We start from the raw sequence: 15,305 nt of genomic DNA on the forward strand, positions 1-15,305 counted from the left end.
CCCGGACGGACGACGACCGAGAGGGTCGCGCCGGATGCGTGCGGGGCGGGGTGCCGCGCGATGGACAGCTGTACCGGCTTCGCGACGGGCGACCTTCGTGGCGGGCAGTCCGACGACGGCACGTGCCCCGAAGCCCCGTCACGCCGAGGTGTCGACTCGCACCGGAGGAGGCGCGGACCGGAGAACACCCGGGCGGTGAAGCTGGGGACAGTTTACGCGTACGACGCGCCGGTACGCCACCAGCGCCTCCTCGTGTCTCGGGGCCAGGTGGCGACGGACCGGCGGCGCGTCAGCCGCGACGACGCAGGCCGCGGGTCGCCGGTCCTTCGAGCACGCTGCCGTCGGCGGCGAACCGCGACCCGTGCAGCGGGCAGTCCCACGACCGTTCGGAGTCGTTCCAGGTGACGATGCCGACGAGGTGCGGGCAGATCGCCGACACGGTGCACACCTCGCCGTCGACGGTCGAGCGCGCGACGGGGGCGAAGCCACCCGAGCGGCCCACCTCGCCCTGGCCCTCGGCGGGGGCGACGGCGACCAGACGGCGGGTCATCGCGCCGGCCCAGCCCTTGGCCGCCCACCACGCGTCGGCCGCGTTGATGCCGATCCCCGACGCGATGGCGATCGGCGTCGTGACCCGCCCGTGCAGCGTGGTCATCCAGGGCTGCGGGTCGCCGAGCACGTCCGACACGAGGGTCATCGCGGCCTGGACCGCGTTCGTCAGCCCCCAGTGCTCGTAGCCGGTCGCGAGGTAGATGCGGCCCCGACCCCGCGGCAGCCAGCCGACGAACGGCACGTGGTGCGGCGTGCCGTAGTCCTGACCGCTCCACGAGTGGGTCGGCCGCGCACCCGGCCAGTGGCGCGTCGTCCACTCGGCGAGGTCGTCGACCATCGCGATCGTCGAGGAGGCGCGACCCACCGGGTGCCGGTTGCCGCCGGTCACGAGGCGGTCGCCCACCGCGGAGAACGACCGGGTGGGACCGTCGACCGCCTGGTACATGCCGTCCGGCAGGTCGTCGACGCCCTCGAAGGCCAGGCCGTAGGAGCGCTCGCTGCGGAGCTTGGCGAAGTAGAGGCCGCGGTCGAGCACGGGGCTGCCCGTCGTGACGTGCACGCGGCGGCCGCGGACGTCGGGACCGTCGCTGTGGGTCACCGTCGGATTCGTCGCGTCGACGCCGGTGACGCGCACCCCCTCGACGACGACGCCACCGAGCGCCCGGACGTCCGCCACCAGCGCGACGATCGCCTGCACGGGGTCGAACTGCGCCTGGTCGGGCAACCGGAGTCCGCCGGTCGTGCCGAACGGGAGGTCGAGGCCGAACTCCTTGACGACGGGGAGGCCGGCCTTCCTCGCGACGAGGTACTCGTCGTCGACCGTGGCGAGCCCGGCCCGGGTCGTCGCGTAGCTGAAGGCGTCCCGGCGCTCGACCTCGACGCCGGCCTCGTCGAGGTAGTCGACCATCCAGTCGAAGCCCGCCCGGTTGGCCGCGACGTAGGCGTCGACGACGCTCTGGTAGGTGTTCGTGCGGATGCGCTGGAGCTGCCTGCCCTGCAGCAGCGACATCGACGCGGACCCGCTGCCGCTCGCGACGCTGCCGACCGTGCGCGCCTCCAGGACGGCGACCCGGTGACCGCGACGCGCGAACAGCAAGGCGGTGACGAGTCCGGTCAGGCCCCCGCCGACGATCACGTCGTCGTAGACGGTCTCGGGGTCGATCCTGTCGGTGGTGACGTCGGGAGCGGCGTCGAGCCAGGGTGACGGCATGGGGGCCTCCGGGTGCGCGGGTGGGTGCTGCGCGCCACGGTAGGCCCGTCCGCCCGTCCGTGGGTGCGCGGCGGACCCGTCCGTGGGTGCGCGGCGGACCCGTCCGTGGGTGGGCGGCGGAGGGGCGGGCGGTCAGGCGGGGCGGGCGAGGGTGCCCGCGGCGGCACCGATCAGCTGGACGGCCTTGCGGCGGCCCGTGTCGGTGCCGAGCGTGGCCTGTCCGCCGGCGTGGGCGAGCAGCTGCGACGCGACGCCCGGCGCGAGCCGGTCGGCCAGGCCGGGCAGGCGTTCGACCCAGGCGCGCGTCACGTCGTCGGCGAGGCGTTCGCAGGCCCGGGCCTCGGCCTCGTCGCCGTTGCCCCGGTGCCACTGTCCCGTCACGACCAGATGGGCGACGAGGGCCGCCGCGTCGCGCGCCGGGTGCCCGAGCCCCGCGGTGTCGACGTCGAGCAGACCGGTGACCCGCCACGGCTCGGACGGGTGCACGAAGAGCTGCTCGAGGTGCAGGTCGCCGTGGATCACGGCGAGGGCGTCCGAGGCGGATGAGGCGCGGCGCCGGTCGATCTCGTCGTAGAGGCCGTCGATCTCGGTCGCCCGGTCGGGCAGCGCGGCGCGCAGCGTCGAGCGGTGCCAGGCTCCGTGGTCGAGGGCGTCGGACTGCGCCCGCGCCACCACGTCGACGCGGGCGATGCGCGTGCCGAGGTCGACCATCTGCTCGACGAACCGCGGGTCGTCGACGAGCTCGACGACGCGCTGCCCGGCCGGCACCCCCGGGACGCGTTCGAGGACGAGCAGGCCGTCCGCCCGCGAGGCGAGCACGGCGGGCACCGGCAGCCCCTGCGCCCGGAACGCCTCGTGCAGGGCGACGATCGGTGCCACCCGGTCGGGGCGGACCACCTTGAGGAAGACGGTGGTCTCGGCGGCATCGAGTCGGATGACGGCGCGCTTGCCGGGTCGGTACGCCGCGACGCTCAGCCGCGGTTCGGTGACGACGACGCCGAGCGCCGCGAGCGCGTCGGCCACCCGGTCGGGATACGTGGCCCCGGCGAGCGCCGGCAGCATCGGGTCGGCCGGGTAGGCCCAGACGGCGAGCGGCTGACCGGTGGTCGGGTCGCGGGTGAGCACCGAGGACTCGTCGGCGGCCCGGGTGTCGGTGTCGATGAAGGTCAGCACGGTCGAGGTCGCGCCGACCGGGTCGACCGTGTCGACCTCGTAGCCGTAGAGGAACCCGGCGCCCGAGGGCTCGACCGAGTGGGGTCGGAAGGCGACGACGGTCAGCCCCGAGTTCGCGAACGCGGCGGGGAGCACCTCGGCGGAGTTGGGCCACACGAGGACGCAGTCAACCAGCAGCCGGACCGATCGGTGGGGAGGCGCGGGCGGGGTGACCGTTTCGTGACCTGTCGCGACGTCGCGACGCGGGCGGCGCCTCCCCGTCTACCCTGGAGGGCGTGAAGGTCGTCTCGCGCATCCGGCAGACGAAGCGCACGCCCCTGCTCCAGGTGGTGAAGACGAGCGTCGCGGTGATGGCGGCCTGGTTCGCCTCGGTGGCCCTGTTGCAGCAGCCCCTGCCGATCTTCGCCGCGATCGCGGCCCTGCTCGTGGTGCTGCCGAGCGTCAACCAGTCGTTCGTGCGCGGCCTCGAGCGCAGCGTCGGCGTCATCGCCGGCGTGCTCATCGCCTTCGCGGCCGGCCAGCTGTTCGGCGACGCGACCTGGATCGTGCTGGCGATCGTCGTGGTGAGCCTGCTCGTGGCCTGGGCCTTCCGGCTCACGCCGAGCTCGGCGAACCAGGTGCCGATCTCGGCGATGCTCGTGTTGGCGATCGGCGCCCAGACCCCCGACTACGCGCTCGACCGGGTGCTCGAGACGATCATCGGTGCGGCCATCGCGCTCGCGATCAACGCGTTGATCGTGCCTCCCGTCGCCCTCGCCCCCGCGCACCTCGCCGTCGGACGGCTCGCGCGCGACATCGCGTCCGTGCTCGACGAGACCGCCGCCGTGCTCGACGAACCGGTCGACGGGTCGCGGCTCGCCACGGGCCTGACCAGGGCCCGCGAGCTCAGGGTGGCCCAGGCCCGGGCGGTCGACGCGGTCACCGCGGGCGAGGAGAGCCTCCAGCTCAACCCCCGTGCGAGCCGCAACCGCAGCGTCCTCGAGGCCGACGCGGCGCTGCTGCGGCGCCTCACCGTGCTCGTCAACCGGGTGGTCGGCATGGTGCGGTCGGTCCACGACAACTACGACCCCGGGCTGTCCGACGACCCCGTGGTGCAGAGCATCGCCGAAGACCTCCGACGAGCCGCCCACGACGTGCGCCTGCTGGCGCGGACCACCGAGGAGGCGCTGCCGGCCGGGCGCGCCTCCCGCCTCCCCGACGCCACCGGCGGTCCCGCGACGGGCACCGGGCACGACGACGGCCCGGCGCTCACGTCGCCGGTGAGCGTGCTGCGCCCCGACCCGGACAACTGGGTGCTGGTCGGGTCGCTGCTCGAGGACCTGCGCCGCGTGCGCGAGGAGATCATCGGGTAGCATCCGACGATGCGACGGGGCCGGGCGACAGGGGTGGCCGACCCGACCCTCGACCGCTACGCCCCGTTCGCGCTGGTGACCGAGCCCGGTGCCCTCGGGCTCACCCGCTCGACGATCGAGACGGCACACGGCCGGACGGTCGTGCACCACGCGACGGCGTCGGCCGACCGGTCCTCGCGCCGCCGGGCGACCGTCCTGCTGCACGGGGCGGCTGGTTCGTGGACGACGTGGACCCCCCTGCTGCAGGCCGCCCGCGAGGTGGACGCGGTCGTCTCCCGCCCGGTGCTCATCGACCTGCCGGGGTGGGGCGCCTCGCCCGAGCCGGACCCGGGCCTCGACGTCGAGTCGGCCGCCGCCGTGGTGGTCGAGGTCGCCGAGGCGCTGGGCGTCACCGAGTTCGACCTCGTCGGTCACTCGATGGGCGCGTTCGTCGCCCTGCACCTGGCGGCCGTCCGACCCGACCTGGTGCTCAGCGTCTCGGTCGTGTCGGCCACGTCCTTCTCGGCGATCGACGCCGTGACGCACCCGGTGCGGGGCCTCGTGCGGCTGCCGGCCTTCACGCTGCTGCGCGCGGCGTTCGGGGTGCTGCCCCGCGCCTCCGCGTCCCTGCTGCGCGGCGCGGCCCGCATCGGACTGCTGCGAACACTGTCGTCACCCGTCTTCCGCCACGTCGACCGCGTCCCACGCTCGGTGCTCGAGGCGTTCGTGGCCGAGCTCAGGCCCCGGGGCTTCCTGGCGGCCTCGAGGTCGGGGCAGGGGTACGACGCGACCCGGTGGCGAGGCATCGAGTGCGACGTCGCCGCCGTCAGCGGAGCCGACGACGTCTTCGCCCGGTCGTCCGACCTCGACCGCCTGGCCGACGTCGTGCGGCACGCCCGGACGACCCTCCTCGCCGACTGCGGGCACTTCGCCCACGTCGAACGGCCCCACGAGACCTTGCGGGCCCTCGGCTGGGTCGAGGGCTAGGACGCCTCGGCCGACGCCGCCGAGCCCGCCCCGGCCTCGACCTCGCGCACGATCATCGCGACGCACCGCGCGTGGCCCAGCGGCCGGAAGTGGCCGTCGACCGGGAACTCGAGGTTGACGGCCCCCGGCAGGACGCTGCCCTCGGTGACGTGGGCGTCGAACCGCGACGCCATCGACGTGATGGTCCCGTTCGCCTCACGCTGTCCGGCGAGCCGCAACAGGTCGGCGTCCCGGGGCGAGAAGGGCCTCAGCGCCCTGACCGGCAGCACCCTCGCCCAGCGCGACCCCGAGAAGGGACTGTTGACCGTCACCATGCGGGTGATGCGTCGCTCGGCGTCGGTCGAGACCATCATGGTCTTGCCGACGAGCCCGCCCTTGCTGTGGGCCAGCACGACGACGTCCCGCAGGTCGTGGGCGTCGAGGATGCGTTGGGCCACCTCGGCGGTGGCCGCGATCGGACGACGGTTGTGGCCCATGCCGGGCACCACGATGATCGGGTGACCCCGATCGTTCAGCCGGTCGGCCACGGGTCGGAGGAAGCGCCAGGTCTCGTAGACGCCGGGCAGCAGCAGGACGGGCTCACGGTCGCCGTCACGGTAGCGACGCGGCACCACCCGGCCCGACCGCGGGACGAGGTGCACCCACCAGACGTACCGGTAGTCGAGCACGACCGTGCGGACGAAGCGCCAGAGGCCGACCCGGCGACGTCCGTGGCCACGCGACGGTGTGGAGCTCATGCCGCCACGCTAGGCGACGTCAGGCGGCGGTGCCCACCAGGGGCAGCTCGCCCCAGGGCTCGCCCTCCGGCCAGGCGATCGACTCGACCGCGGCCCGGGCCATCTCGAGCGTGACGTCCCAGCGGCCGCAGATCGACGCCCACGGCGGCGGGAACTCCGACGCGTCGTCGAGCAGCGCCAGGGCGAGTCGCCCGAGCCCCGCGCGGGCCGCCGCGCTCGCCGCGTCCGGCAGGGAGTCGGTCAGCCCGTGGACGACCCTCACCCGGTGGGCGAAGTCCATCTGCTCGATGTCGTCGAACGCCCCCCAGGCGCTCTCGATCTCTCGTCGCAGCCTCGTGATCTCGACCGCGTCGAAACCGTGACGGTCGGCGCGTCCGGGTACCGCTCGTGCCATGTCAGCCCCCCTCAGAGCATGGCCACGGATCGGGTACCCACGGCCGGGCGTCGGCTTCGGTGCCGATGCAGGCGAACATACCATCCAGTACGGTCCGGGCTCCAGCACCCTCGATCACGAGTGGATCACGGCGGCGAGCGACCCCCTGGACCGGCTCGGGACGGCAGGCGCCGGCGACCCCTCGGGCCGACGCGCCCCGGCGTCCCCACCCGTCGTCGGTCGAGCTGTCCCCCGAAGGCTGAGCCGTCGCCCGGGCCCACGGTCTACCGTCCACGTCGCACCCACCGGTGCGACGACTCCGCACGAACCCACGACGAACGGGAGACATCATGTTCCAGGGATCCGACCAACTCCGCGACAACATGCAGAAGGTCCTCGTCGACCTCATCGAGCTGCACGTCCAGGGCAAGCAGGCGCACTGGAACCTGCTCGGCTCGAACTTCCGCGACCTCCACCTGCAGCTCGACGAGATCGTCGAGGCGGCCCGCGAGTTCAGCGACGAGGTGGCCGAGCGCATGCGCGCCGTCTACCTGATCCCCGACGGCCGCACCTCGACCGTCACCCGCGGCACGAGCCTGCCCGAGTTCCCCGCGGGCCCCGTCGAGACCACCGCGGTGGTCGACCTCATCGTCGACCGCATGTACGCCGTCACCGGCACGATGCGCACGGTCCACGACGACGTCGACGACGAGGACCCCACGACGGCCGACGTGCTGCACAGCATCCTCGAGCGCCTCGAGCAGCTCGCCTGGATGACCGGCGCCGAGAACCGCCACCCCGAGAAGGACGCCCGCCAGGTCGACACGCGTCAGCGTGACGAGGACGCCGCGGCCGAGGGCCTCGACCGCGTCGGCGCCGTCGCCAACTGACCCGACCACCTCACGAGGGCACCGTCCGGGAGCGCGCCACCCGCGCCTCCCGGGCGGTGCCCTCTCTCGTCGAGAGGACGACCCCATGACCGAATCGTTCGACCACGTCATCGTGGGCGGCGGCATGACCGCCGACGCCGCCGCGAAGGCCATCCACGACACCACCCCGGACGCGTCGGTGCTGATCGTCAGCGCCGACGTCGACGCGCCGTACACGCGCCCGGCGCTGTCGAAGAAGCTCTGGACCGACCCCGACTACACCGAGGCCGACAACGCTCTCGGCACCGTCGCCGACTCGGGTGCCGAGATCCGGCTGCGCACGCTCGTCGAGTCGATCGACCGCGAGGCCCGCACCGTGACCACCGACCGCGGCGACGTGATCGGCTACGGGGCCCTGCTGCTCGCGACCGGAGGCAGCCCCGTCGCCCTCGACCTGCCGGACGACGACCGCGTCGTGTACTTCCGGACCGCCGAGGACTACCGCCGACTCCGCTCGCTCTCGGGCGGCGGCCGGCACGTCGTCGTCGTGGGCGGCAGCTACATCGGCACCGAGCTCGCCGCGGCCCTCGTGCAGAACGACACCCGCGTGACGCTGGTCTTCCCCGACGACGTGCTCGGCGGATCGGTGTTCCCCGCGTCCCTCGCCTCGTCGTTCGAGAAGAGATTCGAGGAGGCGCGGGTCGAGCTGGCGCGCGGACGTCGCGTCGAGAGCGGCACGGCCGACGACGCCGGCGTCCACCTCCGGCTCGACGACGGCTCGACCCTCGACGCCGACGCGGTCGTCGTGGGGCTCGGCATCTCGGTCGACGACCAGCTCGCGGCCGACGCGGGTCTGGCCGTGGACGACGGCATCGTGGTCGACGAGCACCTGCGGACGAGCGACCCGAACGTGTTCGCCGCCGGCGACGTGGCCTCGTACCCGGACGCGATCCTCGGGCGCCGCCGCGTCGAGCACGTCGACAACGCGAAGTCGCAGGGCCCCGTCGTCGGTCGCAACATGACCGGCGCCGACGAGGTCTACGACCACACGCCGTACTACTACTCGAAGGTCTTCGACCTCTCGTACGAGGCCGTCGGCACGCTCGACGCGTCGCTCGAGACGATCGTCGACGACAAGGGCGAGGGCGAGGCCGTGGCGTACTACCTGGGCGACGACGGCGCGGTCGAGGGCGTGCTGCTCTGGAACGTCGAGGAGGCGCGTGACGCGGCCCGCACCGTCATCGCGGCGGGCGTCGTGCCGCGCGACGAGCTCGTGGGGCGCATCTGAGGACGCGCCGTCGGCACGACGACGCCCGCCCGATCGGCTGACCGGGCGGGCGTCGTCGCGTCGGAGGGTCGTCGCAGGGGCGACGGGCCGGGCGTCCCCGGGGGGCCCGCCCGCACGGGCGGCGGTCTCAGCCGAACAGGAACGGCGGGCGAGCCGCCCGGTCGAGGTCCAGCGCGAAGATGCCGCCGCTCAGCGGGAACTCCTCGAGCTGTTCGTCGCTCAGCCCCTCGCGGGCCGACAGCACGAACAACGTCCGCAGGTCGTCACCACCGAAGCCGATGCCGGTGACGTTCGGCACCGGGAGGGTGATCTCGTCGACGAGACCACCGTCGACGTCCAGGTGCACCACCTTGCCCTCGCCGTAGATGGCACCCCAGAACTCTCCCCGCTCGTCGCGGGCCAGGCCGTCGTGGGCGCCCTGGGACGAGAACGGGACGAGCTCGCCCAGGGTGCCGTCGGCATCCCACGAGGCTCGGTAGATCGTGTCGTCGCCGGTGTCGGTGAGGTAGATCTCGCTGCCGTCGTCGTTCCACTCGAACCCGTTGGTCGTGGCGAAGTCGTCGCGGAGCTGCGTGAGCGTGCCGTCCGGGGCCACGCGGTAGAGACCGGCCACGGGGCTGCCCTCGGGGTCGGTCGCACCGACGACGAAGGCGCCGAACGGGTCGCACTTGCCCTCGTTGAGGCGCAGGCGCTCGTCGGCGTGGTCGACGGTCGCGATCGTCCGCTGCTCGGTCCCGTCGTCCCGCATGACGACGACGGTGTCGTCGAGGGCCGCGATCAGGCCACCGCCGCGCCGACGCTGGAAGCTCGGCAGGGGCGGGTCGACGACGACGGTCGTGTCCCTCGTGCCGTCGGCCGACGTGCGGTGCAGGAGGCCGTTCGTGATGTCGGTCCAGACCAGCTCGCGGGCGTCGACGTCCCAGACGGGACTCTCGCCGAGCGTGGCCTTCGCGTCGAAGAAGAGGCGGGGCTCGGACGTGGTTCCGGTCGGAAGAGGCATCCGACCGGTCTACCCGCCCGACATGTCCACCGGCTCCTTTTCTCGCCCCCAGGGGTACGGAGGCCGTTGTTGGCACACAGAACACTGCGAGGGACGGGCACGAGGAGGCGCGCTGGGCCACCGTAGGAGGCGTGACGGACACCCTCGAGACCACCGACGACATCCAGGCCGACCACTTCGGCGCGACGACGGCCGCCGCCGGCGAATGGCACCGCCCCGACCCCCGGGACGACGGCTACGTGCCGCTGCGCTCCTACGGGGCGATCGGCGACGGTCGGACCGTCGCCCTCATCGCCCGCGACGGCCAGATCGACTGGCTGCCGATGCCCGACATGGACAGCGACCCGGTGTTCTCCGGCATCGTCGACGCCGGCAAGGGCGGACGCATCGAGCTGCGTCCCGTCGACGACGACTTCGAGGTGCAGCGCGAGTACGTCGAGAACACGAACGTCCTCGTGACCCGCTTCCGCACCTCCACGGGCGTCGTCGAGATCACGGACGCCCTCGTCACGGGCATCGCCGGTCGGCTGCCCTGGGCCGAGCTCGCCCGCCGCATCGAGGGCGTGACGGGGTCGGTCGCCATGCGCTGGGCGGTGATCCCGGGCAACACGTTCGGCACGCACCCGATTCGCCGGGTCGACACGTTGCACGGGCCGGTCCTGCGCGCCGCCGACATCAACCTGGCGCTCGTCGGCTTCGAGCACGGCCGCCTCGACTCGGTCGAACCCGGCGACGGCGAGGCCCACGGCGGGCCGCACCGGTTCTGGGGCGAGTTCACCACCCACGAGGGGTCGCGCTCGTTGATCTGTCTCTGCGGCGTCGAGGACGAACCCCTGCACCTGCCCGACCCGCACGTGGTCGACCAGGGCATCGACCGCACGGTGCGCAACTGGCAGACCTGGTCGGACGAGTTCAACTGGGACGGCCCGTGGTCCGACGCCGTGCAGCGCAGCGCCCTCGCGCTCAAGCTGCTGATCTTCAGCCCCACCGGCGCGATCGCGGCAGCCGCCACGGCGGCCCTGCCCGAGAACTTCACCGGGGACAAGAACTGGGACTACCGCTTCGCCTGGGTACGCGACCTGGCCTACACGGTGAACGCGCTCGTCCGCTTCGGCCTGCGAGAAGAGACCCAGGCAGCCGTCTCGTGGTTGCTCTCGGCGCTCAAGGCCAACGGCCGCACGATGCACATCTTCCTCAACCTCGACGGCTCGGTGCCGGACGGCACCCACGAGACGGGGTCCGAGGGCTGGCGCGGCATCGGCCCGGTCTACAAGGGCAATCCGGCGGGCGAGCAGCTGCAGCTCGGCACCTACGCCGACATCCTGGCGATCATGAGCCAGTACGCGGCCGACGGCAACATCCTCGACGAGTCCACCGGCGACCTGCTCGCCGGTTTCGCCGACGACGCCTGCCGCCGCTGGCAGGAGAAGGACTCGGGCATGTGGGAGCTGCCGGACGAGCAGCACTACGTGAGCAGCAAGATGGGCTGCTGGCAGGCCATCGACGCCGCCCTGCACCTCACCGAGGTCGGCCAGATGCACCCCGACCCCGAGGACGTCGTCTTCTGGCGGAAGAACCGCGACCTGATCGAGGACTGGGTCGCCGAGCACGGCTGGAACGAGAAGATCGGCTCGTACGTCATGTACCCGGGCAGCGAGAAGCTCGACGCGTCGGTGCTGCTGCACGCCCCCAGCGGTTTCGACCGCGGCGAGCGCATGTCCCGCACCATCGACGCGATGCAGCGCGGGCTCTCGGCCGGCCCCCTGCTGTTCCGCTACAGCGAGGTCGATCAGGAGGAAGGCACGTTCGTGGCCTGTGCCTTCTGGCTCGCCAGCGCCCTGGCGTGCGTGGGCCGTCAGGAGGAAGCGGTCGAGCTGATGGACCAGCTCGTGCAGCAGCCGAACGACGTGGGCCTGCTGACCGAGATGATCAGCGCCGACGACGGGCAGTTCCTCGGCAACGTGCCGCAGGGCCTCAGCCACCTCGCCCTCGTCAACGCGGCGATCACCATCGACGAGATGAGCCGTGAGGGCACCACCGACGACATGGAGGGCCAGTGACGAACGACCACTCGACGCCGATGCCACCGGCGACCCCCGACGACCTCGCTCTCGTCGACGCGTGGTGGCGGGCCGCCAACTACCTGACCGTCGGGCAGATCTACCTGATGGACAACGCGCTGCTCACGCGGCCGATCGCGCGCGACGACATCAAACCGCGCCTCCTCGGCCACTGGGGCACGTCGCCCGCGCTGAGCTTCGTCTACGCGCACCTCAACCGCGTGATCCGGCGCGACGACCGCGACCTCTTGTACGTCTGCGGCCCGGGGCACGGCGGGCCGGCCATGGTCGCCAACACGTACCTCGAGGGCACCTACAGCGAGCTGTTCCCCGAGGTGACGCAAGACGCGGCGGGACTGCAGAAGCTCTTCACGCAGTTCTCGTTCCCGGGCGGCATCCCGTCGCACGCGGCACCCGAGACCCCGGGGTCGATCAACGAGGGCGGTGAACTCGGGTACTCGTTGAGCCACGCCTACGGTGCGGTGCTCGACGACCCCGACCTGGTGGCCGTCTGCGTCATCGGCGACGGCGAGGCCGAGACCGGGCCATTGGCGACGAGCTGGCACGCGAACAAGCTGCTCGACGCCCGACACGACGGGGCCGTGCTGCCGATCCTCAACCTCAACGGCTACAAGATCGCCAACCCGACGGTGCTCTCGCGCATCCCCGAGGGCGAACTGCTCGAGCTGATGCGGGGCTACGGATACGAGCCGCTCGTCGTCGCGGGCGGTTTCGACGGCGAGGACCCGATGCGGGTGCACGAGCGCATGGCCGCCGCCCTCGACCACGCCTTCCTCCGCATCGACGAGCTGCAGCGGGAGGCCCGCGACGGCGACGGCACCGCACGCCCGCGGTGGCCCATGATCGTGCTGCGGACCCCCAAGGGGTGGACGGGCCCGAAGGTCGTCGACGGCGAGCGCGTCGAGGGCACCTGGCGCGCACACCAGGTGCCGCTCAGCGGCGTGCGCGAGGACGACGGTAACCGGGCGCAGCTCGACGACTGGATGCGGTCGTACGGCGCCGACGAGCTCTTCGACGAGACGGGTCGGCCGGTGGCCTGGCTCGACGGACTCCGCCCGCGGGGAGCGAAGCGCATGAGCGCGATCCCGGCGTCCAACGGTGGTCTCGTGCGTCGTGACCTGCACCTCACGGACTACCGTGCGCACGCGGTCGAGACCTCCGACGATCGCCGCACCCAGGCCGAGGCCACACGCGTCCTCGGCCGGTGGCTCGCCGAGATCGTGCGCGACAACCCGTCGACCTTCCGTCTCTTCGGGCCCGACGAGACGGTGTCCAACCGACTCGACCCGGTGTTCGACGTGACCGAGCGGGTGTGGGCGGCCGACATCTGGCCCGACGACGAGCACGTGGCCCGCAGCGGCCGCGTGATGGAGGTGCTGAGCGAGCACCTGTTGCAGGGACTCATGGAGGGCTACCTGCTGACCGGGCGCCACGGTCTGCTCAACACCTACGAGGCCTTCGTGCACATCGTGGACTCGATGTTCAACCAGCACGCGAAGTGGCTCGAGAGCGCCGACGAGATCGACTGGCGCGCGCCGATCTCGTCGTTCACCTACCTGTTGTCGTCGCACGTCTGGCGGCAGGACCACAACGGCTTCTCGCACCAGGACCCCGGGTTCCTCGACGTCGTCGTCAACAAGCAGGCGCACCTCGTGCGCATCTACCTGGCCCCCGACGCCAACACGCTGCTCGCCGTCGCCGACCACGCGTTCCGCACGACCGACACGGTCAACGTGATCGTCGCCGGCAAACAGGAATCCCCCGCCTGGCTGTCGCTGCCCGAGGCCGAGGAGCACGTCCGACGCGGCGTCGGCATCTGGGAGTGGGCGGGCACCGAGGGGACGCCCGTCGACGGGGTCGACCCCGACGTGGTGCTGGCCTGCGCGGGCGACGTGCCGACCCTCGAGACCGTGGCGGCCGCCGACCTGCTCCGTCAGGTGCTGCCGTCCCTGACCACGCGCGTCGTCAACGTGGTCGACCTGATGCGGCTGCAGGACGCGAGGGAACACTCGCACGGCCTCACGGACGACGACTTCGACGCACTCTTCACGACCTCGAAGCCGATCGTCTTCGACTTCCACGGCTACCCGTCGCTCGTCCACCGGCTCACCTACCGCCGCACGAACCACGCGAACCTGCACGTGCGCGGCTTCCAGGAGAAGGGCACCACCACGACGCCGTTCGACATGACCATGCTCAACGACATCGACCGCTATCGGTTGGTGCTCGACGTGCTGCACCGCGTACCGGGCCTCGCCGACGAGCACCCCGAGCTGGTGGCGGACGTCGAGTCGCGGCGCGAGGCGGCCCGGGCGTACGCCTACGAGCACGGCGAGGACCACCCCGACGTCACCGGCTGGCAGTTCGGCGCCTAGGGGTGCGACAAGCCGCCGCGCCGGGCGTACGGTCGGGCGCATGACGCCGAAGGACGAGACTCCCCCGCAGCTGAAGAACCCCGACATGTACGAGGCACTCCGCGACGAGGGGGCGTCGAAGGAGAAGGCCGCGCGCATCTCGAACGCCGCCGCCCAGAAGGGCAACAGCGAGAAGAAGGTGGCCGCCAAAGGCGGGAAGTCCGGTTCGTACGACGACTGGACGGTGGAGGAACTCAAGGCACGCGCGAAGGAACTCGGCGTGACCGGCTACTCCGACCTGAAGAAGGCCGACCTGATCGAGGCGCTCCGCGAACACTGACCGTCGCGGTCAGCCGGCCTTCTTCTTCGGGGCCGCCTTCTTGTCGGAGGCGGACGAGGCGGGCTTCTTCCTCGCCGCAGAACCCGACCCTCCGGACGTCGACCGCGAGGACTCCTTCTTCGAGGGCTCCTTCTTCGCAGGCGACTTCTTCGCGGCGGGTTTCGTCGACGACGACGCCGCGGCCTTCTTGGTCGGCTTGGGATGTCCGCCCGACCGGTTCTTCTCGACCGACCGACGCAGCGCCTCCATCAGGTCGATGACCTCGCCGCCCTCGTCGTCGTCCTCGGGCTTCTCGCCGAAGGTGGCGTCCGTGTCGAGCGACTCGCCTTCCTCCAGCTTCGCGTCGATCAGCTGTCGCAACTGCTCCTGGTAGTCGTCGCTGAAGTCCGCGGGCTCGAAGTCGTCGCTCAACGAGTCGACGAGCGACGACGACATGTCGAGTTCCTTGTCGCTGACGCGCGTCTGCTTCTCGAGCGCCGGGAACCGTGCCTCGCGCACCTCGTCGTCCCAGAGCAGGGTCTGAAGCATCAGCACGTCGCCGCGGACGCGCAGGGCCGCGAGCCGGGTCTTCTGCCGCAGCGAGAAGTGGACGATGGCCGTGCGGTCGGTCTCCTCGAGGGTCCGGCGCAGCAGCACGTAGGCCTTGGGCGAGGTGCCGTCCGGCTCGAGAAAGTAACTGCGGTCGAGCATGATCGGGTCGACCTGGTCGCTCGGGACGAACTCGAGCACGTCGATCTCGCGCGAGCGCTCCTCGGGCAACGACTTCAGGTCGTCACCCGTGATCACCACGGTGCGGTCGCCGTCGTCGTAGGCCTTGTCGATGTGCTCGTAGTCGACGACCTTGCCGCAGATCTCGCACTTCCGCTGGTACCGGATGCGGCCACCGTCGGCGTCGTGCACCTGGTGCAGGGACACGTCGTGGTCCTCGGTGGCGCTGTACAACTTGACGGGGACGTTGACGAGCCCGAACGTGATCGCGCCCTTCCAGATCGATCGCATGACGCTCATCT

Annotated in this window: 13 protein-coding genes; 7 read left to right on the forward strand and 6 right to left on the reverse strand. The window is 72.0% G+C overall.

Annotated features, from left to right (window positions below):
- Positions 1-289: 289 nt before the first annotated feature.
- Entirely contained in the window at positions 290-1,762 is a 1,473-nt protein-coding gene (locus tag EDF21_RS14330) for an FAD-dependent oxidoreductase (RefSeq protein ID WP_123571813.1), read from the reverse strand.
- 132 nt (positions 1,763-1,894) lie between these two features.
- A complete protein-coding gene (locus EDF21_RS14335; protein WP_123571814.1) occupies positions 1,895-3,091 on the reverse strand; it encodes a phosphotransferase family protein in 1,197 nt (398 codons plus the stop codon).
- Positions 3,092-3,210: 119 nt separating this feature from the next.
- Between EDF21_RS14335 and EDF21_RS14340 the strand changes: the two genes are divergently transcribed.
- Both EDF21_RS14340 and EDF21_RS14345 read left to right on the forward strand, forming a co-directional pair.
- Entirely contained in the window at positions 3,211-4,287 is a 1,077-nt protein-coding gene (locus tag EDF21_RS14340; RefSeq protein WP_123571815.1) for an aromatic acid exporter family protein, read from the forward strand.
- Between the two features lie 9 nt (positions 4,288-4,296).
- The gene (locus tag EDF21_RS14345; protein WP_123571816.1) at positions 4,297-5,253 is read left to right on the forward strand and encodes an alpha/beta fold hydrolase; all 957 of its coding nucleotides are present in this window, start codon (positions 4,297-4,299) and stop codon (positions 5,251-5,253) included.
- On the opposite strand, the gene EDF21_RS14350 is transcribed toward EDF21_RS14345, so the two are convergent.
- Together EDF21_RS14350 and EDF21_RS14355 are read right to left on the reverse strand one after the other, a co-directional pair.
- On the reverse strand, positions 5,250-5,990 hold the full coding sequence (locus EDF21_RS14350; protein ID WP_123571817.1) for a triacylglycerol lipase: 741 nt from the start codon (positions 5,988-5,990) through the stop codon (positions 5,250-5,252). The two genes, EDF21_RS14345 and EDF21_RS14350, sit on opposite strands and share 4 nt — an antisense overlap.
- A 19-nt stretch (positions 5,991-6,009) precedes the next feature.
- On the reverse strand, positions 6,010-6,384 hold the full coding sequence (locus EDF21_RS14355; protein ID WP_056048233.1) for a hypothetical protein: 375 nt from the start codon (positions 6,382-6,384) through the stop codon (positions 6,010-6,012).
- Between the two features lie 329 nt (positions 6,385-6,713).
- Between EDF21_RS14355 and EDF21_RS14360 the strand changes: the two genes are divergently transcribed.
- Both EDF21_RS14360 and EDF21_RS14365 read left to right on the forward strand, forming a co-directional pair.
- Positions 6,714-7,253, forward strand: a complete 540-nt coding sequence (locus tag EDF21_RS14360; protein WP_123571818.1) for a Dps family protein — start codon at positions 6,714-6,716, stop codon at positions 7,251-7,253.
- A gap of 85 nt (positions 7,254-7,338) precedes the next feature.
- The gene (locus tag EDF21_RS14365) at positions 7,339-8,520 is read left to right on the forward strand and encodes an NAD(P)/FAD-dependent oxidoreductase (RefSeq protein WP_123571819.1); all 1,182 of its coding nucleotides are present in this window, start codon (positions 7,339-7,341) and stop codon (positions 8,518-8,520) included.
- A gap of 127 nt (positions 8,521-8,647) precedes the next feature.
- Here EDF21_RS14365 and EDF21_RS14370 read toward each other — a convergent pair whose 3' ends face one another.
- Entirely contained in the window at positions 8,648-9,520 is an 873-nt protein-coding gene (locus EDF21_RS14370; RefSeq protein ID WP_123571820.1) for an SMP-30/gluconolactonase/LRE family protein, read from the reverse strand.
- A 239-nt stretch (positions 9,521-9,759) separates the two neighbouring features.
- On the opposite strand from EDF21_RS14370, the gene EDF21_RS14375 reads away from it, so the two are divergent.
- From EDF21_RS14375 to EDF21_RS14385, 3 genes are read left to right on the forward strand one after another with little or no spacing between them, the layout of a single operon-like run.
- Positions 9,760-11,580, forward strand: a complete 1,821-nt coding sequence (locus EDF21_RS14375) for a glycoside hydrolase family 15 protein (RefSeq protein ID WP_233568530.1) — start codon at positions 9,760-9,762, stop codon at positions 11,578-11,580.
- A gap of 20 nt (positions 11,581-11,600) precedes the next feature.
- Positions 11,601-13,976: a phosphoketolase gene (locus EDF21_RS14380; RefSeq protein ID WP_123571895.1), complete on the forward strand. Its 2,376-nt coding sequence runs from the start codon at positions 11,601-11,603 to the stop codon at positions 13,974-13,976.
- A gap of 40 nt (positions 13,977-14,016) precedes the next feature.
- On the forward strand, positions 14,017-14,295 hold the full coding sequence (locus tag EDF21_RS14385) for a Rho termination factor N-terminal domain-containing protein (RefSeq protein ID WP_056048240.1): 279 nt from the start codon (positions 14,017-14,019) through the stop codon (positions 14,293-14,295).
- A gap of 9 nt (positions 14,296-14,304) precedes the next feature.
- Here EDF21_RS14385 and EDF21_RS14390 read toward each other — a convergent pair whose 3' ends face one another.
- The gene (locus EDF21_RS14390; RefSeq protein ID WP_056049088.1) at positions 14,305-15,294 is read right to left on the reverse strand and encodes a Ku protein; all 990 of its coding nucleotides are present in this window, start codon (positions 15,292-15,294) and stop codon (positions 14,305-14,307) included.
- Positions 15,295-15,305: the final 11 nt, after the last annotated feature.

The sequence above is a fragment of the Frigoribacterium sp. PhB118 genome, assembly GCF_003751725.1.
Taxonomy (GTDB): domain Bacteria; phylum Actinomycetota; class Actinomycetes; order Actinomycetales; family Microbacteriaceae; genus Frigoribacterium.

Coding starts and splice junctions, on each gene's coding strand:
- EDF21_RS14330 (WP_123571813.1), bottom strand. CDS start 1,762: ATGCCGTCACCCTGGCTCGACGCCGCTCCCGACGTCACCACCGACAGG.
- EDF21_RS14345 (WP_123571816.1), top strand. CDS start 4,297: ATGCGACGGGGCCGGGCGACAGGGGTGGCCGACCCGACCCTCGACCGC.
- EDF21_RS14350 (WP_123571817.1), bottom strand. CDS start 5,990: ATGAGCTCCACACCGTCGCGTGGCCACGGACGTCGCCGGGTCGGCCTC.
- EDF21_RS14355 (WP_056048233.1), bottom strand. CDS start 6,384: ATGGCACGAGCGGTACCCGGACGCGCCGACCGTCACGGTTTCGACGCG.
- EDF21_RS14360 (WP_123571818.1), top strand. CDS start 6,714: ATGTTCCAGGGATCCGACCAACTCCGCGACAACATGCAGAAGGTCCTC.
- EDF21_RS14365 (WP_123571819.1), top strand. CDS start 7,339: ATGACCGAATCGTTCGACCACGTCATCGTGGGCGGCGGCATGACCGCC.
- EDF21_RS14370 (WP_123571820.1), bottom strand. CDS start 9,520: ATGCCTCTTCCGACCGGAACCACGTCCGAGCCCCGCCTCTTCTTCGAC.
- EDF21_RS14380 (WP_123571895.1), top strand. CDS start 11,601: ATGCCACCGGCGACCCCCGACGACCTCGCTCTCGTCGACGCGTGGTGG.
- EDF21_RS14385 (WP_056048240.1), top strand. CDS start 14,017: ATGACGCCGAAGGACGAGACTCCCCCGCAGCTGAAGAACCCCGACATG.
- EDF21_RS14390 (WP_056049088.1), bottom strand. CDS start 15,294: ATGCGATCGATCTGGAAGGGCGCGATCACGTTCGGGCTCGTCAACGTC.